The 15,426-nt window shown below is 43.4% G+C and carries 10 protein-coding genes and 4 tRNA genes; all 14 read left to right on the forward strand.

All coding sequences use genetic code 11. From position 1 onward, the window contains the following. Positions 1-9: 9 nt before the first annotated feature. Positions 10-85, forward strand: a tRNA-Asn gene (locus B1L02_RS13455). A gap of 19 nt (positions 86-104) precedes the next feature. Next, positions 105-181 (forward strand) — tRNA-Asn (locus B1L02_RS13460). 34 nt (positions 182-215) lie between these two features. After that, a tRNA-Asn gene (locus B1L02_RS13465) sits at positions 216-292 on the forward strand. A gap of 48 nt (positions 293-340) precedes the next feature. Further along, positions 341-417: transfer RNA gene (locus B1L02_RS13470), tRNA-Asn, on the forward strand. Between the two features lie 187 nt (positions 418-604). Then, entirely contained in the window at positions 605-2,548 is a 1,944-nt protein-coding gene (locus B1L02_RS13475) for an EAL domain-containing protein (protein ID WP_088531433.1), read from the forward strand. Positions 2,549-3,108: 560 nt separating this feature from the next. Then, entirely contained in the window at positions 3,109-3,690 is a 582-nt protein-coding gene (rsxA, locus tag B1L02_RS13480; RefSeq protein WP_010370383.1) for an electron transport complex subunit RsxA, read from the forward strand. Positions 3,691-3,692: 2 nt separating this feature from the next. Then, on the forward strand, positions 3,693-4,247 hold the full coding sequence (gene rsxB / locus B1L02_RS13485; protein ID WP_010370380.1) for an electron transport complex subunit RsxB: 555 nt from the start codon (positions 3,693-3,695) through the stop codon (positions 4,245-4,247). A gap of 9 nt (positions 4,248-4,256) precedes the next feature. Continuing rightward, positions 4,257-6,986 (forward strand): electron transport complex subunit RsxC, encoded by a 2,730-nt coding sequence (gene rsxC / locus B1L02_RS13490; RefSeq protein WP_088531434.1) that lies wholly within the window; start codon positions 4,257-4,259, stop codon positions 6,984-6,986. Continuing rightward, entirely contained in the window at positions 6,983-8,044 is a 1,062-nt protein-coding gene (gene rsxD / locus B1L02_RS13495; protein ID WP_088531435.1) for an electron transport complex subunit RsxD, read from the forward strand. Before rsxC ends, rsxD begins: the two co-directional genes overlap by 4 nt. Further along, positions 8,041-8,676 (forward strand): electron transport complex subunit RsxG, encoded by a 636-nt coding sequence (gene rsxG, locus B1L02_RS13500; RefSeq protein WP_088531436.1) that lies wholly within the window; start codon positions 8,041-8,043, stop codon positions 8,674-8,676. Before rsxD ends, rsxG begins: the two co-directional genes overlap by 4 nt. Next, positions 8,673-9,371, forward strand: coding sequence for an electron transport complex subunit E (locus B1L02_RS13505; protein ID WP_010370368.1), 699 nt, complete (start codon positions 8,673-8,675; stop codon positions 9,369-9,371). Before rsxG ends, B1L02_RS13505 begins: the two co-directional genes overlap by 4 nt. 99 nt (positions 9,372-9,470) lie before the next feature. Continuing rightward, a complete protein-coding gene (nth, locus tag B1L02_RS13510; protein WP_088531437.1) occupies positions 9,471-10,133 on the forward strand; it encodes an endonuclease III in 663 nt (220 codons plus the stop codon). A 2-nt stretch (positions 10,134-10,135) separates the two neighbouring features. Beyond that, entirely contained in the window at positions 10,136-10,642 is a 507-nt protein-coding gene (locus B1L02_RS13515; protein ID WP_088531438.1) for a hypothetical protein, read from the forward strand. 52 nt (positions 10,643-10,694) lie between these two features. After that, the gene (locus B1L02_RS13520; protein ID WP_088531439.1) at positions 10,695-15,380 is read left to right on the forward strand and encodes a hypothetical protein; all 4,686 of its coding nucleotides are present in this window, start codon (positions 10,695-10,697) and stop codon (positions 15,378-15,380) included. Positions 15,381-15,426 lie beyond the last annotated feature (46 nt).

The following is a 15,426-nucleotide window of genomic DNA, read 5'->3' on the forward strand; positions in this document are numbered from 1 at the left end:
AGATACGCTTCCCCCTTAGCTCAGTTGGTTAGAGCGACGGACTGTTAATCCGCAGGTCCCCCGTTCGAGTCGGGGAGGGGAGCCAAATTCTCACACTTGACTATTCCCCCTTAGCTCAGTTGGTTAGAGCGACGGACTGTTAATCCGCAGGTCCCCCGTTCGAGTCGGGGAGGGGGAGCCAATCCTTAGTCGGAAAGTCAAAATCTTATTGTAGTTCCCCCTTAGCTCAGTTGGTTAGAGCGACGGACTGTTAATCCGCAGGTCCCCCGTTCGAGTCGGGGAGGGGGAGCCAATCAATAAGATAATGCTCAAAAAGAGCACTTCGAAAGTTCCAAATTGTTCCCCCTTAGCTCAGTTGGTTAGAGCGACGGACTGTTAATCCGCAGGTCCCCCGTTCGAGTCGGGGAGGGGGAGCCAATTCCACGAAAGCATTAGACTTTTTCCAGCGTTTACACTACTCTACAAGCAATATTCTCACTGCATTTGCTCGAATAACAACCTTCTCTGCAATTTATCGAACAGACAACAATCAAACCGATGAATTTGATAAAGAAATTGGCAATGCACCCGATACTATGGAATAACCCTCTTTAAGAAGCGTACTATGGCCGGTTTTAAAAAACTTATCGTACTCCAAGTCACCTCTTGGCTATTATTCTCTTTGATTGGTAGCTTTTTTTTCGCAACAAGTTTTGACTCTGCAATCAATAAAGCGCAACAAAGCGCCCATACCATGGTGACAGAGTACATAAAGGACAAAAAACTCACTGAAGTGACTCCTGAGCATATTCGCCAAGCCTTAAATAGCGGAGATGTATTCTCAACTTTTATCGTACGAGACTTTGACGGTCAGACCGTTTTGCAAGTCAATACACCGAGCAACCTCCCCTTTATTGCCGAGTTCATAGAATCAAACATCAATGCTATTCGCCCCCAATTTGCGGTTAACGATACTAAAGACATAAAAATCGAATTTTTGATCAATGCACAAAGTCAGGCGCAATTACTACAACAAGCCCTACTACTACTTATCATTATTTCTGCGTTGGTTGCTTTTATTCCTGTTTTCTTTATGCAAGGCGTCTATAAAAAGCTTAATCGCAATGTCAGTATGACAGTCGCCAGTGCCGTAGATTCGTATATTACGCAAAACCAAGTAACCGACAATATTGAGTTTGATTTTAACGATGGCAAAGTCGCAGAGCTTGGTCAGGATTTAGTCCCCTCTTTTAAGCGATTAGCTAGCTTTTTAAGGTCAAAGCAAGAAGACATTAAAAATGCCGCTCATTCTATCAAGCAAGAAGCTTACAAAGATGTAGTCACAGATCTGGGCAACCGTAATATGTTCGTGGAACACTACGAGCAGTATATCGAGTCGTCAGCTAAAAAGGCGTTTGGCTCGTTGGCGATGATCCGCTGCTCTGAGTTGCAGGTAATTAACCAAACTCGTGGCTATCAAAAAGGTGATGAATACATTAAGTCGGTGTCTGACATTATCAAACATGTTACAGGTACTTATGCTGGCAGTCAGGTTTTCCGTTTAAATAGCTCAGATTTCGCGGTGATCTTACCGAATGTGCCAAGTAAAGAAGCGGAAGAGTTTGGTGAAACACTGCAAGCGCGCTTTACCCAATTCCAGCAAAACCAAGAACTATCATCGGTTGCCAATACCGGGATCGTGCCTTATGAGAACGGTAAGCCACTTGGAGAACTACTCTCGGTTGTTGATAATGCGATGAGTATGGCACAGAGCAAGCAAGCCAATGCTTGGCATATTCAACGCGAGTCTGATTTAGTGAATAATGTCAGTGCTGGATTTGGTAATCAAAACTGGCGTCGAGTGATCCGCGATGTGATCAACAGCAAGCGCGTTAGTTTGATGATGCAAAACATCATGCCTATTGGTAAAAACTCTAAGGCCTACGCAGAGATCCAATCTCGTTTTAAAACAGAAGAAGGACAAATGCTTCCTACAGCCTCTTTCCTTGCCATGGCGGAAAAGCTGGAAATGGCCATCGAGATTGATCAGCTGATCATCGACACCTCGCTAGAACTTATCAAAACGCGTAACTTCAATGAGAAATACTTCGGGATCAATGTCACCGCATCAAGTGCCCATAACGACCAATTTGTGATCTGGTTAGAGCGTCGCTTATTAAAAGAAGCGAATCTAGCCTCTAAACTGGTATTTGAAGTCAGCGAATTTGGCTTACAGCAAAATATTAAAGCCAGTAAGCGCTTTATTGATATGGTGCATCGTGTCGGAGCGCGTATCACCGTTGAACGTTTTGGTGTCGGTTTAACGTCATTTAAGTTCTTTAGAGACTTAAAGCCTGACTATATTAAAATGGATGCTAGTTATACTCGCGGTCTTGAAGAAGACAAGAATAATCAATATTTTATGCGCCTAATGGTTGACCTTGCACACCGTATTGGCGTCAACGTATTTGCCGAAGGTATCGAAAGCCAAGAAGAGAAGCACATAGTCGAAACACTTTGCTTGGATGGAGTACAAGGCTATTACATCGAAAAACCAAAAGAAATCTAGGTAAACACACCAAAGGGCGACTTGTTTGCCCTTCCCTTTACCCCTTTCACTCCAGTGACTTTCGTACGCTATCATTTGCCACACCAGTTACAATCTGTGTTACTATTGGCAGGAATTATCATTCAAACTTATCTATGTGATTTAACAAGTTTACAAAGATAAGCTTGAATATTATTTCGACGCTAGCAGTAATCCAGAGTCAAGCAGCAAAAATCGCTATATCATTATGATTTCATTGATAAAAGCTCATGTATTTAGGCTAGTAAGCGAGCGCTGAATTAAGATTAATTGCTAATAAATGAATGAAAACTGTCAGCATTACATGACAAGCTATCCCCTCATAATATTTGAGACGGTAGCTCAAATGATGACAAGGCGCATGTTTTCACTTAAAAAATTCAAAGCGGAACGGTGCTATCGGTTTAATTCTGCTAAAAAGTATTTTTAGCAAAATTAAATCCAGTCAAAACTTGCACCCAGTAAGTTCTTTAATACAGTTAACTATCACCTCGATTTGACGGGAAAAACCCGCGTAAAGTGAATAAGTTATAGAGGCAGGAATGACCGAATACATTTTGTTGCTCATTGGCACCGTGCTGGTGAATAACTTCGTTTTAGTCCAATTTTTGGGCTTATGTCCATTTATGGGGGTATCTGGAAAACTGGATACCGCAGTGGGAATGTCATTAGCGACCACTTTTGTTCTCACACTAGCTTCAGTCACCAGCTATTTGGTCAATCAATATATCTTATTACCACTCGACCTCACCTTTTTAAGAACGATGAGCTTTATTTTGGTTATCGCTGTGGTTGTGCAATTTACAGAGATGGTGGTACGTAAAACCAGTCCAACCTTGTATCGGTTACTGGGAATTTTCTTGCCTTTGATCACCACTAACTGCGCTGTACTAGGCGTTGCACTACTTAATATCAAAAAAGACCACACCTTTTTAGAGTCTGCAGTCTATGGTTTTGGCGCTGCGGTTGGCTTTTCTATGGTTTTGGTGCTATTTGCTGCTTTACGTGAGCGTTTAGCTGTTGCTGACGTGCCAACACCGTTTAAAGGCGCATCAATAGCGATGATCACCGCAGGACTCATGTCACTTGCGTTTATGGGCTTCTCTGGATTAGTTAAGTTTTAGATATGACATTACTTTACGCATTACTCGCGCTGGGTGCGCTGGCACTTATTTTTGGTATTGTGCTTGGTTATGCCGCAGTGAAATACCGAGTTGAAAGCAACCCTATTGTTGAACAAATAGACGCCATTCTGCCACAAACTCAATGCGGCCAGTGTGGCTATCCTGGCTGTCGACCATACGCTGAAGCGATTGCGAATGGCGATGACGTGAATAAGTGCCCTCCAGGCGGTGAAGCAACAGTGAAAAAACTGGCGGATTTAATGGGCGTTGAAGCGAAGCCACTTGCTGGTGGAGAAGATGCAGAGCCAGTCAAAAAGGTGGCTTACATTCGTGAAGACGAATGTATTGGCTGTACCAAATGCATTCAAGCTTGCCCCGTTGATGCTATCGTTGGCGCAACCAGACAAATGCACACCGTGCTCATCGACGAGTGCACAGGCTGCGATCTGTGTGTCGAGCCCTGCCCGGTCGATTGTATTGATATGATCCCAGTTGCACAGACCAAGCAAACGTGGAAGTGGCAGCTAGACGCCATTCCTGTGACACAGATTGATTAAGAGGTTTAAGTGGAAACATTACTTGAACAAATAGAAAGCGGAAAACTGTGGCAGTTCCCAGGTGGCATCCATCCACCAGAACAAAAGACATTATCTAACCAACAACCGATTGCTCGTTTACCTTTGCCTGACAAACTAATCCTGCCCCTAAAGCAGCACATTGGTGCCAATGGTAGCCTGTTAGTTAACTCTGGCGATCACGTGCTTAAAGGGCAAGCATTGACGGCTCCCGGCACGAACTGGTCGCTGCCAATTCATGCCCCCACATCTGGCACCATTGAAGCGATAAAGCCGATGCCGTCGGCGCATCCATCCGCGCTACCTGAGCTCAGTATTATTTTGCGCCCAGACGGTGAAGATAAGTGGACACCACTGAATCCAATTAGCGACATTAGCACGCTTGATAACAAACAGCTTATCGATATTATCCACCAAGCTGGTATTGCCGGTATGGGCGGTGCGGGATTCCCAACCTATGTTAAAGCAGACAGCCCAAAGCCCATTGAGTTTTTAGTCGTCAATGGCATTGAGTGCGAACCATATATTACAGCCGATGATCGTTTGATGCGTGAGCACGCCAAAGAAATCATCGCGGGCATCGAAGTGCTACAAGGGATATTGAAGCCACAAAAAGTGTTATTTGGCATTGAAGATAATAAACCTGAAGCCATTGCAGCTATCACCGCTGCGGCTCAGCATAATCAGGATATCTTAGTCCGTAGTGTGCCAACCAAATACCCTTCTGGTGGTGAAAAGCAACTGGTCAAGCTATTAACCTCCAAAGAAGTACCAAGTGCTGGAATACCTGCGGATATCGGCGTACTGGTGCAGAACGTCGGAACACTGTTCGCAATTTGGCAAGCTATTTTTGAGGGTAAACCCCTTATTGAGCGCGTAGTTACCGTGACCGGTAATACCATTACTCAGCCAAGCAACGTGTGGGCTTTACTCGGCACTGAAATAAAGCACCTGCTAGACTCACAAGGCTTTTCGCCAGTAGAGGCGCAGCGCGTCGTCATGGGTGGTCCAATGATGGGCTTTACCTTGCCATCGGTTAGGATCCCTGTGGTCAAAACCACCAACTGTATACTCGCGCCAGACAACCAAGAACTTGCGATCCCGGGTGATGAAAAGGCATGTATTCGCTGTAGTGCCTGTGCAGATGCCTGTCCGCAAAGCTTGTTACCGCAGCAGTTACAATGGTTTGCTAAAGGCAAAGAGTACCAAAAGTTAGAGGAATACAACCTCTTTGACTGTATCGAATGTGGTGCGTGCTCTTATGTTTGTCCAAGCGAAATCCCTTTGGTGCAATACTATCGTGTAGCCAAAGCCGATATTCGCGAACAAAAGCTCGAACAAGTCAAAGCAGAGCGTGCGAAAGAGCGTTTTGAGGCAAGAAAAGAGCGCTTAGAGCGCGAACAAGAAGAACGCCAAAATAAACATAAACGCCGTTCGGCGGGCGCTGCACCAAAAGCCGCAGATAAAGAAAAAGTGCAAGAAGCACTCTCACGCGTTAAAGATAAGCAGTCAGATAAATCCGCGGTCCAAGCTGCGATTGCACGTGCCAAAGCCAAACGAGGTGAGAACGGCGAGTTAGAGCCGGATAACAGCGCCATTGCTGAAGAGCGTGCAAAACGCAAAGCGCAGGCGCGTAAATATAAAGAAGAAAAAACTGACCAGCCTGAAAGCACAGATAAAAAAGATGCAGTAGCTGCCGCCATTGCCCGTGCAAAGGCGAAAAAGGCCGCAGCCCAAGCGTCATCTGAGCCTGAGCCAGCAGCAACAGGTGATAAAAAGGCCGCCGTAGCTGCTGCAATCGCCCGAGCTAAAGCCAAGAAAGCTGCTAAAGAGGCGGAAGAAGCTGGTGCAAGCGTGAGCGAACAAGCAGAAGCCGCCCCAACAGAAAGCGCCGAGGAAGATCCACGTAAAGCCGCCGTTGCTGCCGCAATCGCCAGAGCTAAGGCTAAGAAAGCTGCTAAAGAGGCGGAAGAAGCTGGCGAGAGCACAGTCGAGCAAGCAGAAGCCGCTCCAACGGAAAGCGCCGAGGAAGATCCACGCAAAGCCGCCGTTGCTGCCGCAATTGCCAGAGCTAAGGCCAAGAAAGCTGCTAAAGAGGCGGAAGAAGCTGGCGCAAGCGTGAGCGAACAAGCAGAAGCCGCCTCAACGGAAAGTGCTGACGAAGATCCACGTAAAGCTGCCGTTGCCGCCGCAATTGCCAGAGCTAAGGCCAAGAAAGCAGCTAAAGAGGCTGAAGAAGCAGGCGCAAGCGTGAGCGAACAAGCAGAAGCCGCTCCAACGGCAAGCGCCGAGGAAGATCCACGCAAAGCCGCCGTTGCTGCCGCAATTGCCAGAGCTAAGGCCAAGAAAGCTGCTAAAGAGGCTGAAGAAGCTGGCGCAAGCGTGAGCGAACAAGCAGAAGCCGCTCCAACGGCAAGCGCCGAGGAAGATCCACGCAAAGCTGCCGTTGCCGCCGCAATTGCCAGAGCTAAGGCCAAAAAAGCCGCTAAAGAGGCACAAGAAGCTGGCGAAAGTGAGAGTGATCAAGGCGAAGAAACAAATGAGCCAACGGCGGGATCAGAAACAGACTCCAGCGGTACAGAGCAAGGTGCTGAGGGCACATCTGAGCAGCAACAAGCACTTAGCCCTGAAGCACGTAAAAAAGCCGCCGTTAAAGCCGCAATTGCGAGAGCAAAAGCGAAGAAGCAAGCGAAAGAACAAGAAGGAAATGAACCGTCATGAAACTAACCATGGCCTCATCCCCGCACAATCATAGCCATAAGTCGGTCAACAAAATCATGATGACCGTCATGGCAGCCTGTATTCCCGGGATCTTAGTCCAAACCTACTATTTTGGATTTGGTGTATTGATCCAGTTGGCTTTGGCGCTTATTACCGCAAGCCTTGCTGAAGCGCTAGTGCTAAAGCTAAGAGGTCGAGCGATATGGCCCAGCCTCAGCGACGGCAGTGCTTGGCTCACCGCTGTGCTGCTGGCCATCAGTATTCCGCCGCTAGCCCCTTGGTGGATAACCGTCATTGGTGCATTTTTTGCCATCGCTATTGTAAAACAGCTATACGGTGGCCTTGGCTTTAATCTTTTCAACCCGGCCATGGCGGCCTATGTATTATTGCTGATCTCCTTCCCTGTACAAATGACTTCGTGGTCACCTATTCAAGCACTCACGCTAGAGTCGCTCAGCTTTGTCGACCAACTCGCGATGATCTTTACCGAGTCCACCAGCCAAGGCGTCACACTTGACGTATGGCGTGCGGGCGTGATTGACGGTGCGACAGGTGCAACGCCATTAGACTCGGTAAAAACCGCTGTATCACAAGGCTTAACCATTAATGAGGCGATGAGTAACCAGGGTTTTGGAGCGCTTGCGGGACTTGGTTGGCAATATGTTAACCTCGCCTTTTTGCTAGGTGGTCTTTATCTGCTAAAAGCCAAAGTGATCAACTGGCATATTCCAGCGGCCTTTATTGCCAGTCTTGGCCTTGCTAGCGCAGTTGGCTATATCATTGCCCCAGAATCAGAGCCAGGCACCCTATTCCACTTGTTAAGTGGCGGCGCTATGCTTGGTGCCTTTTTTATTGCCACCGATCCGGTGTCGGCCTCCACCACTAACTTAGGTCGCCTGATTTACGGCGCGGCAATCGGCTTTACTGTCTATGTTATTCGTCAATTTGGTGGCTACCCAGACGCCGTTGCATTTGCAGTTGTGATCATGAATATGGCAGTGCCACTTATCGATCATTACACTCAGCCTCGTACCTATGGTCATGGAGCAAAATCATGATAATTCAATCGATGCAGAAAAATGGCCTCATCCTCGCAGCATTTGCACTGGCAACAACAGGAGCGGTCGCACTGATTAATGACCTCACCAAAGATAAAATTGCCAGCCAAGAGCAGCAACACCTGATGCAACTACTTTCTCAGGTGATTGCAGCAGATAAGTACGACAATACTCTGTATTTGGATTGCACCACCAGCAACGCCTTAGAACTCGGCCCAGGCGGCCCACACACCATTTACAGAGCCAGACTCAATGGCGAACCCTCAGCCCTGTTGGTGAGACATATCACCCCAAAAGGCTACAGTGGCAATATTGATGTCTTAACCGCTATCGATAGACAAGGTCTGATCTCAGGCGTGCGTGTAACGCGCCATGAAGAAACCCCAGGACTTGGTGATAAGGTAGAACTGGCAAAATCGGCTTGGGTAACGACTTTCAACGGCGTTCAAGTTGAAGGTGAAACAGACCCTAAAATGAATGTGAAAAAAGACGGCGGTCAATTTGATTCATTTACCGGCGCAACCATAACCCCACGCGCTGTGGTAACCTCGGTAAATCAGGCCGCATGGTTTGCCAAAACTCATTTTGATGCGCTATTTAACGCGCCTAATACTTGCGAGGTGTCGCAATGAGTCAGTTAAAATCGCTCTTTCAAGAAGGTACATGGCAAAATAACCCAGCACTGGTACAGCTTTTAGGACTGTGTCCGCTCCTCGCGGTGACTTCAACAGTGACCAACGCATTAGGGCTTGGTATTGCCACACTACTGGTACTGGTTGGTTCTAACTTTACCGTATCTGTGGTGAGAAATTGGGTGCCAAAAGACATTCGTATCCCCGTGTTTGTGATGATCATCGCCGCCTTTGTTACGGTTATTCAACTACTCATGAACGCTTATACCTTTGGTCTGTATCAATCCCTTGGCATATTTATTCCGTTGATCGTGACCAATTGCGCCATTATTGGTCGTGCCGAGGCATTTGCTTCGAAGAATAGTCCGCTGTTATCCGTTTGGGATGGTTTAATGATGGGACTGGGTTTTGCACTGGTGCTATTTGTACTGGGTGCAATGCGCGAACTCATTGGTCAAGGAACACTATTTGATGGTGCCGAGCTACTCCTTGGCAACTGGGCAAGTGTATTGCGCATTGAGATCTTCTCATTCGATCATCAATTTTTAGTTGCAATCCTGCCACCGGGCGCCTTTTTGGGCCTTGGTTTTTTGATTGCCGCTAAAAACATTATCGACGCTCAGCTCAAAGCTAAAGCAGCGCCAACAGCCGAAGAAGTAAAAGGCCCAAGAGCACGGGTCACTAACTTAAACTAGTGCGGTAATAATAATGCCAATTTGCAGCGATACCGTCACTATCGCTGCTTAATGAAAACAACTGCATGCTACCGTCATTGAATTTAGCAAGTAAATCTTATGAATAAACAAAAACGTATAGAAATACTCACGCGACTCAGGGACGAAAATCCGCACCCTGAAACTGAGCTAGAATACTCGTCACCATTCGAGCTTTTAGTTGCCGTTACCCTCTCAGCACAAGCCACCGATGTTGGGGTAAACAAAGCGACACGCAAACTATTCCCTGTTGCCAACACACCAGAAAAGATCCTTGAGCTTGGCCTTGAGGGCTTAAGAGACTATATCAAAACCATTGGTTTGTTTAATTCAAAAGCTAATAACGTCTATAAAATGTGTCAGATCCTCGTCGACAAACACGGCTCCGAAGTTCCTGAAAACCGTGAAGCACTAGAGGCGCTGCCAGGTGTCGGCCGAAAAACCGCAAACGTAGTTTTAAACTGCGCTTTTGGCTGGCTAAAAGATAACGAAGGTAGATACTTTTTAGCAGTTGATACTCATATCCAACGCCTTGCAAACCGTACTGGTTACGCCAAAGGCAAAACGGTTGAGCAAACTGAGCAAGATATCATTAAGAAGACCCCCAATAAGCGTGAGTTTATGTTTAACCTGCACCACTGGTTCATTCTTCATGGCCGTTATGTATGTACAGCGAGAAAACCCAAATGTGGTAGCTGCATTATTGAAGACCTTTGTGAATATAAAGAAAAGACGGAAGATTAATAATGGTAGGTAATATTTCGACGGATAACGAAAAATTAGCTAGCACAAAAAGCCTGATGCAACTTTTCAAATCTCCACACTTCTGGACTGGAGTATTACTAAGTGCAGGTACGACCTTCTCTCTCACATTACTTATTTTAGATAAATTTCATGAATCATCCTTAAGAGAATCTAAGACTGGCTATGAGATTTCATTAGCTAAACTAGAAGCTAAGAATGTGGCGAAAGATGAAGAACTAAAAAGGCGAGATTGGGAATATAAAAAGTTAAAGACAAGCTTCGATGAGCTAACAAAATCGCAGCTTTCCATAAAAGAACAATACCACTCATCTTTAGAGCGCCACTACCGGTATTGCAAAGAGCAAATGCGAAGAATTAAATTATCTACTTCTGCTTATGAATCAATGAAACAAGTAATCCAATTTGATACTCCACAGTCCCCAATTGAAAACGCTCTATACAATATTTATGTCGAAGCTTATAAGTGTGTTGATAGATTCGAGAATTAAACGAAAATAAACTGTACGAGAATCACACCAAGAGTTGTTTAGGAGGTTATTTATGGCTATGGAAGCAGGTGGATATGCTGAAAAATTAGGTAATCGGTATGAAGCAAATTGGGTTGCTTATCAGTTACTACGTCTGCTGGACGAAAAAATAGTATCTGTAACGGTCGAACCACTTGGTAATGACGAAGTTGGCACTGATGTCATAGTTGAAAATGTAGATACAAGCCTTGAGCATCATCAATGTAAAGGTGGCGCTGGTGATGCGGAACATTGGAGCGCTGCTCTTCTATATGAGAAAGGGATACTAAAAAACGCTTTTGAACAAGTTATGAGGGGTAAACGAGAGTTTTATGTAATTTCACCACTCCCATCAAAACAGATGTCAGATTTAAAGGACAGTTCTCGAAATAGTCCAGAGGATGTCAATCAATATTACGAGCACCAAATATCAACTAGCAAAACTCGTAAAAAAGATTTTGACTATATTTGCAACAAGTTAGGATTAAATACTAATAATGAATTGCATTTAGATAGCGCGCGTCAATTCCTAGCCAAGTTACATATATTCCCATACATAATCGACACCCACTCTAATGAACAACTCAACGACTATGCAAATAAGCTATTCGTAGGAAATCCAGCCAAACTTGTCAGCTTTCTAAAACACTACGCTGACAATGACGACAAGTTGAGAACGAAGATAACCTCTCACGACCTTTTTCAAGATCTACAAAAATCAGGCTTTGAAACTAAAGTACTTGAAGCTGACGATAGAATAACGCCAATAATTAACAATTTAAACACCAAATTCGAACAGTCAATATCCCCTTATTTGATTGCAAATACTCAAATTCATAGACCTGAACTAGATGAGCTAATTCAGTCTACACAAAGCCACGCGATAACTCTTTTAATGGCCGAAGCTGGAATGGGTAAAAGTGCCCTATTGCTTGAATTAAAGAATGAACTGGAGTCGCAAGGCGTAGTTGTTGCACCAATTAGGCTAGACAGATGTAAGGTAGAAACTAGTGCTGATGCTTTTGGCCAGGCATTAGGTTTTTCATATACCCCTACGTATTCTTTAGCAAAGTATGCTGCGAATAATAAAATTGTACTAGTGTTAGACCAATTAGATGCTATCAGGTGGACAGCGGCTCATTCCGACAATGCTCTTCATGTGTGTCAAGAGATCGTAAGACAGGTATTAACCCTCAGGAGTTCTGATGTAGATATTAGTATAGTATTTGCCTCAAGAGATTTTGATATCAACGAAGATGTTGCTTTAAATGCCTGGTTAGGTTCTATAAATGATGAGTTAAACTCAGTAAAGCTGTCTAGTCTTTCAGATGAAACGGTCAAAGAATTAGTTCAACCTTATGAAAAATATGAGAACTTATCAGCAGAGCAACAAGATACACTTAAAATTCCCCTTTGGCTTGGCATATACATATCGATAGCTCTTTCGGAAGACCGTGCCCCTGATTTTACGAACAAGCTTGAACTTGTTAAACGCTATTGGGAAAACAGAGTATTAGAGGCGAACAGAATAACGGATCCCAACCAAAACTTGTTGGTGATAAATGAACTTTTACACCAAATGATTAGTAAATCAAAGTTCTCCGTATCAGAAGCATCCCTACACAATATATCTCTGACTGCACTAAGTGCATTGCTGTCGGTCGGCCTGATAACAAAACAAAGCAAGCAAATAAGTTTTCGCCATCAGGCACTGTTCGATTACCAGGTAGGTGTCAGGTTATTTAGCGCCGCACAGGATTCATTCGATAAACTTCTAGAAGAGATTGGTGACTTTTCCCAACAAACATTAACAAGAAGAGAGCACTTAAAGTATGCAATGAGCATGTTGCTTACAGAAAGCCAAAAAGATTTTTGCAATACAGCGTCATCACTACTTCAAAGTAAGTATATAAGGTTTCACTTAAAGTATTTACTATTTAACTCACTTAAAGAAATTAAAAGTTTTAAAGCTCCAGCAAAACATTTAGTGAATGACATTGTTAAATCACCTGAACTTTTACCCCACCTATTATCATCAACATGCTACTCAAATTCTGAGTTAGTTGAGTACTTGTCAGAAAACGGCGATCTAAACAAATGGTTGGATAACCCTACAGATGAAGATCTTGTATGGAAGCTACTGCGAATTTTAAGATCTGTAGCGGATAAAAAGCCTGATGTTGTATTGAAAACCGTAGTTCCATACATTGGTAAATCCCAAGAATGGAACAATAGAGTTTATGAGGCCTTATGCTGGGATATTGAAAGCGATTCTGATGATATGTTTGAGATCCGAAAACAGCTATTAACGACAGGCGTTAACGCTCGTTTTATACACTGGAAAACATTAGCTAAGAAAACACCTATTCGAACCCTAGACCTTCTCGAAATGCTTCTTAATCATTACAAGGAAATTTTAGGTTCAAATAAATATATGCCTAGAGATAAAGTCGATGCTATATCTAACCGAGATACATTTACCGAGTCTGACCTAGAAGGTATTGAAAAAATTGCAACTAAAATACCTTTTGAAGCATTAAGCCGCTTACTTAATAAAGTCCATTCTATTGTTCGCGATATTGATGATGAGCAAATACAAGAGGCATGGCTGCGCCAAGACAGGCAGTCAAACTACGATGCCGTTGAAAGCATTACTCATTGCGTTTTTTCAGTGATAGAGCGCTCCGCGGAAAGCCTTCAAGAACAACCTGAAAAGCTCGCTGAAGCGATTGCTATTCACTTCAACTCTACCAGCCCTGTATTAAACCACCTGATAGCAAAAATTTTAAAATATTACCCTACGAGTGAAGCTGACACAGTTCTTAGTTGGCTGCTCGCTAAGCCGAAAAAAAGGCTAAATTGTGGAAATACATATGTTGAACCGGAATGGGTACTACCAGGTGAGTTAATTGAGAAATTTTCTCCCTACTGTAGTGAAGACTTATTTCTAAAGTTAGAAGATAGGATATACAACTACACACCCAATAGAGCTATTGATGACTATAAATGGCGCTTAGAGTGTAGCCGCAAAGGTATTTATTATTCATATTGGGGTGAACTTCAATACTTTTTATTACCTAAGTTATCGCAATCAAGACGCACTGAAAAAACAGATCAGTTAATCGGGGTTTTAAATAGAAAATTTATTGAATACACAGAAAGAGACTTTTGTAGCGCTTTCCATCTAAGGCACTCCGGTGGAATGGTAACTTCACCACTTCCTTTAGGAAATGTTTTATCAAACCCTACATGGACTAAGTTGATTTTAACTCCCAAAGAGAGAACTAATCGGAAAACTTGGCGTCAAGCTGGCAAGAAAGTTGTTCATGAATCAAGTGTGGAGCAATTTGCCAGAAGTTTAGAAACAGCAGTAATCAATGAGCCAGAAAGGTTTGCTAGTTTAGTATTAACGCTGCCCACCAATATAGATTCAGACTATATTGAGTGGATTTATTATGGCTTATCTAATACGGATCAAAACAGAGTAAGTGAACAATATAGAAGTGGATGGCAAGTTTGCCCTGTAGAACTTATAGAAAAAGTTATAAACCACTTTGGATATGAAGGATATGAATATCAGATAGTTAGAATTTTTGATAGACGAATAGCCGACGATGGCTGGTCAAATGACATGATTAACCTTTTAGTAACGCTGTCAAAAACAGCCAAAGATCCTGAGCCAGAAAAGCTAAATGTAACAGTGAACAACGAACCTAATATAGTTGAAGAAGTTCCTGTTAGAACCATAGAGTCCAATGCTATAAATTGTTGCAGAGGTGTTGCTTTTAGTGCAATTGGTAACTTGTTTTGGAAAAGTGAAAAATTAGCAAATGAATTAACTACCTCTTTAGATGACGCAATTAATGATCCTCATCCAGCAGTTAATTATTCAGCTTCTGAACTTCTATTGCCAATGTACAATTACAACCGAAAGTTGGCGCACGAAAAATTCTTAGCGTTATGTAATAAAGATTTGAGAATGTCCTGTATCAGGGGAAATCATTACTTTTTTAACGATGGATTTACAGAAGAGAGCTCATTTCGTCAACAGTATCTAAATTTAACCTTAAGAATGAAGTGCTCGCCTTTTGATGAAGTAAAGAAAGAAGCAGGTCGTCAAATCGCTGCTCGTTGGTTTTTCTATGACCTGTTCAGTGAAGAAATTCCGACAATTAATGAATGGGCTTCTCCGTTAAAGAGTGGAGCAACAAGCGTAGTATCACAATTTTTAACAGAGTCTCGTTACAATGCGACAATAACAAAGCTACTTCCCTTATATGAGGTTTTGGCAAATGATGATGATAAACTTATATTGGAAAAAATAGGTAGAAGTGTAAGTGACAAAAATTATTGGACAAGAACTGATGCTGAATCATTTTTCTCAGTGTTAACAAATTCTAAAGCTGCGCTATATAACCTTTGGCAAATATTCCACTATCTAGATGAAAACAAAGTCAATCTTGTTGGTATCTCTAACGAGTTATTACAACTTGTTAAAAATATCGTAAATTCTGATGCTGTTGATAAAAACCAACGCGCTATGAATATTAGGGATTCAGATTTAATCAAAGTTCTTCAGCGATTGTATGAAGAAGCCGCTGATGATGAAGATGATGAGGCGATTAATCAATGCCTAGATATTTGGGATCACCTACTGAAAGCTCAAGTCTATTCCGCAATAGATGCTACCGCCAAAATAGATTCAGGTATGTTAAATTAAATGTACTAGCTCAGACTTGACCTGACAGTTACCCGTTTTTCAATCG

Source organism: Pseudoalteromonas piscicida (genome assembly GCF_002208135.1).
GTDB classification, from domain to species: domain Bacteria; phylum Pseudomonadota; class Gammaproteobacteria; order Enterobacterales; family Alteromonadaceae; genus Pseudoalteromonas; species Pseudoalteromonas piscicida_A.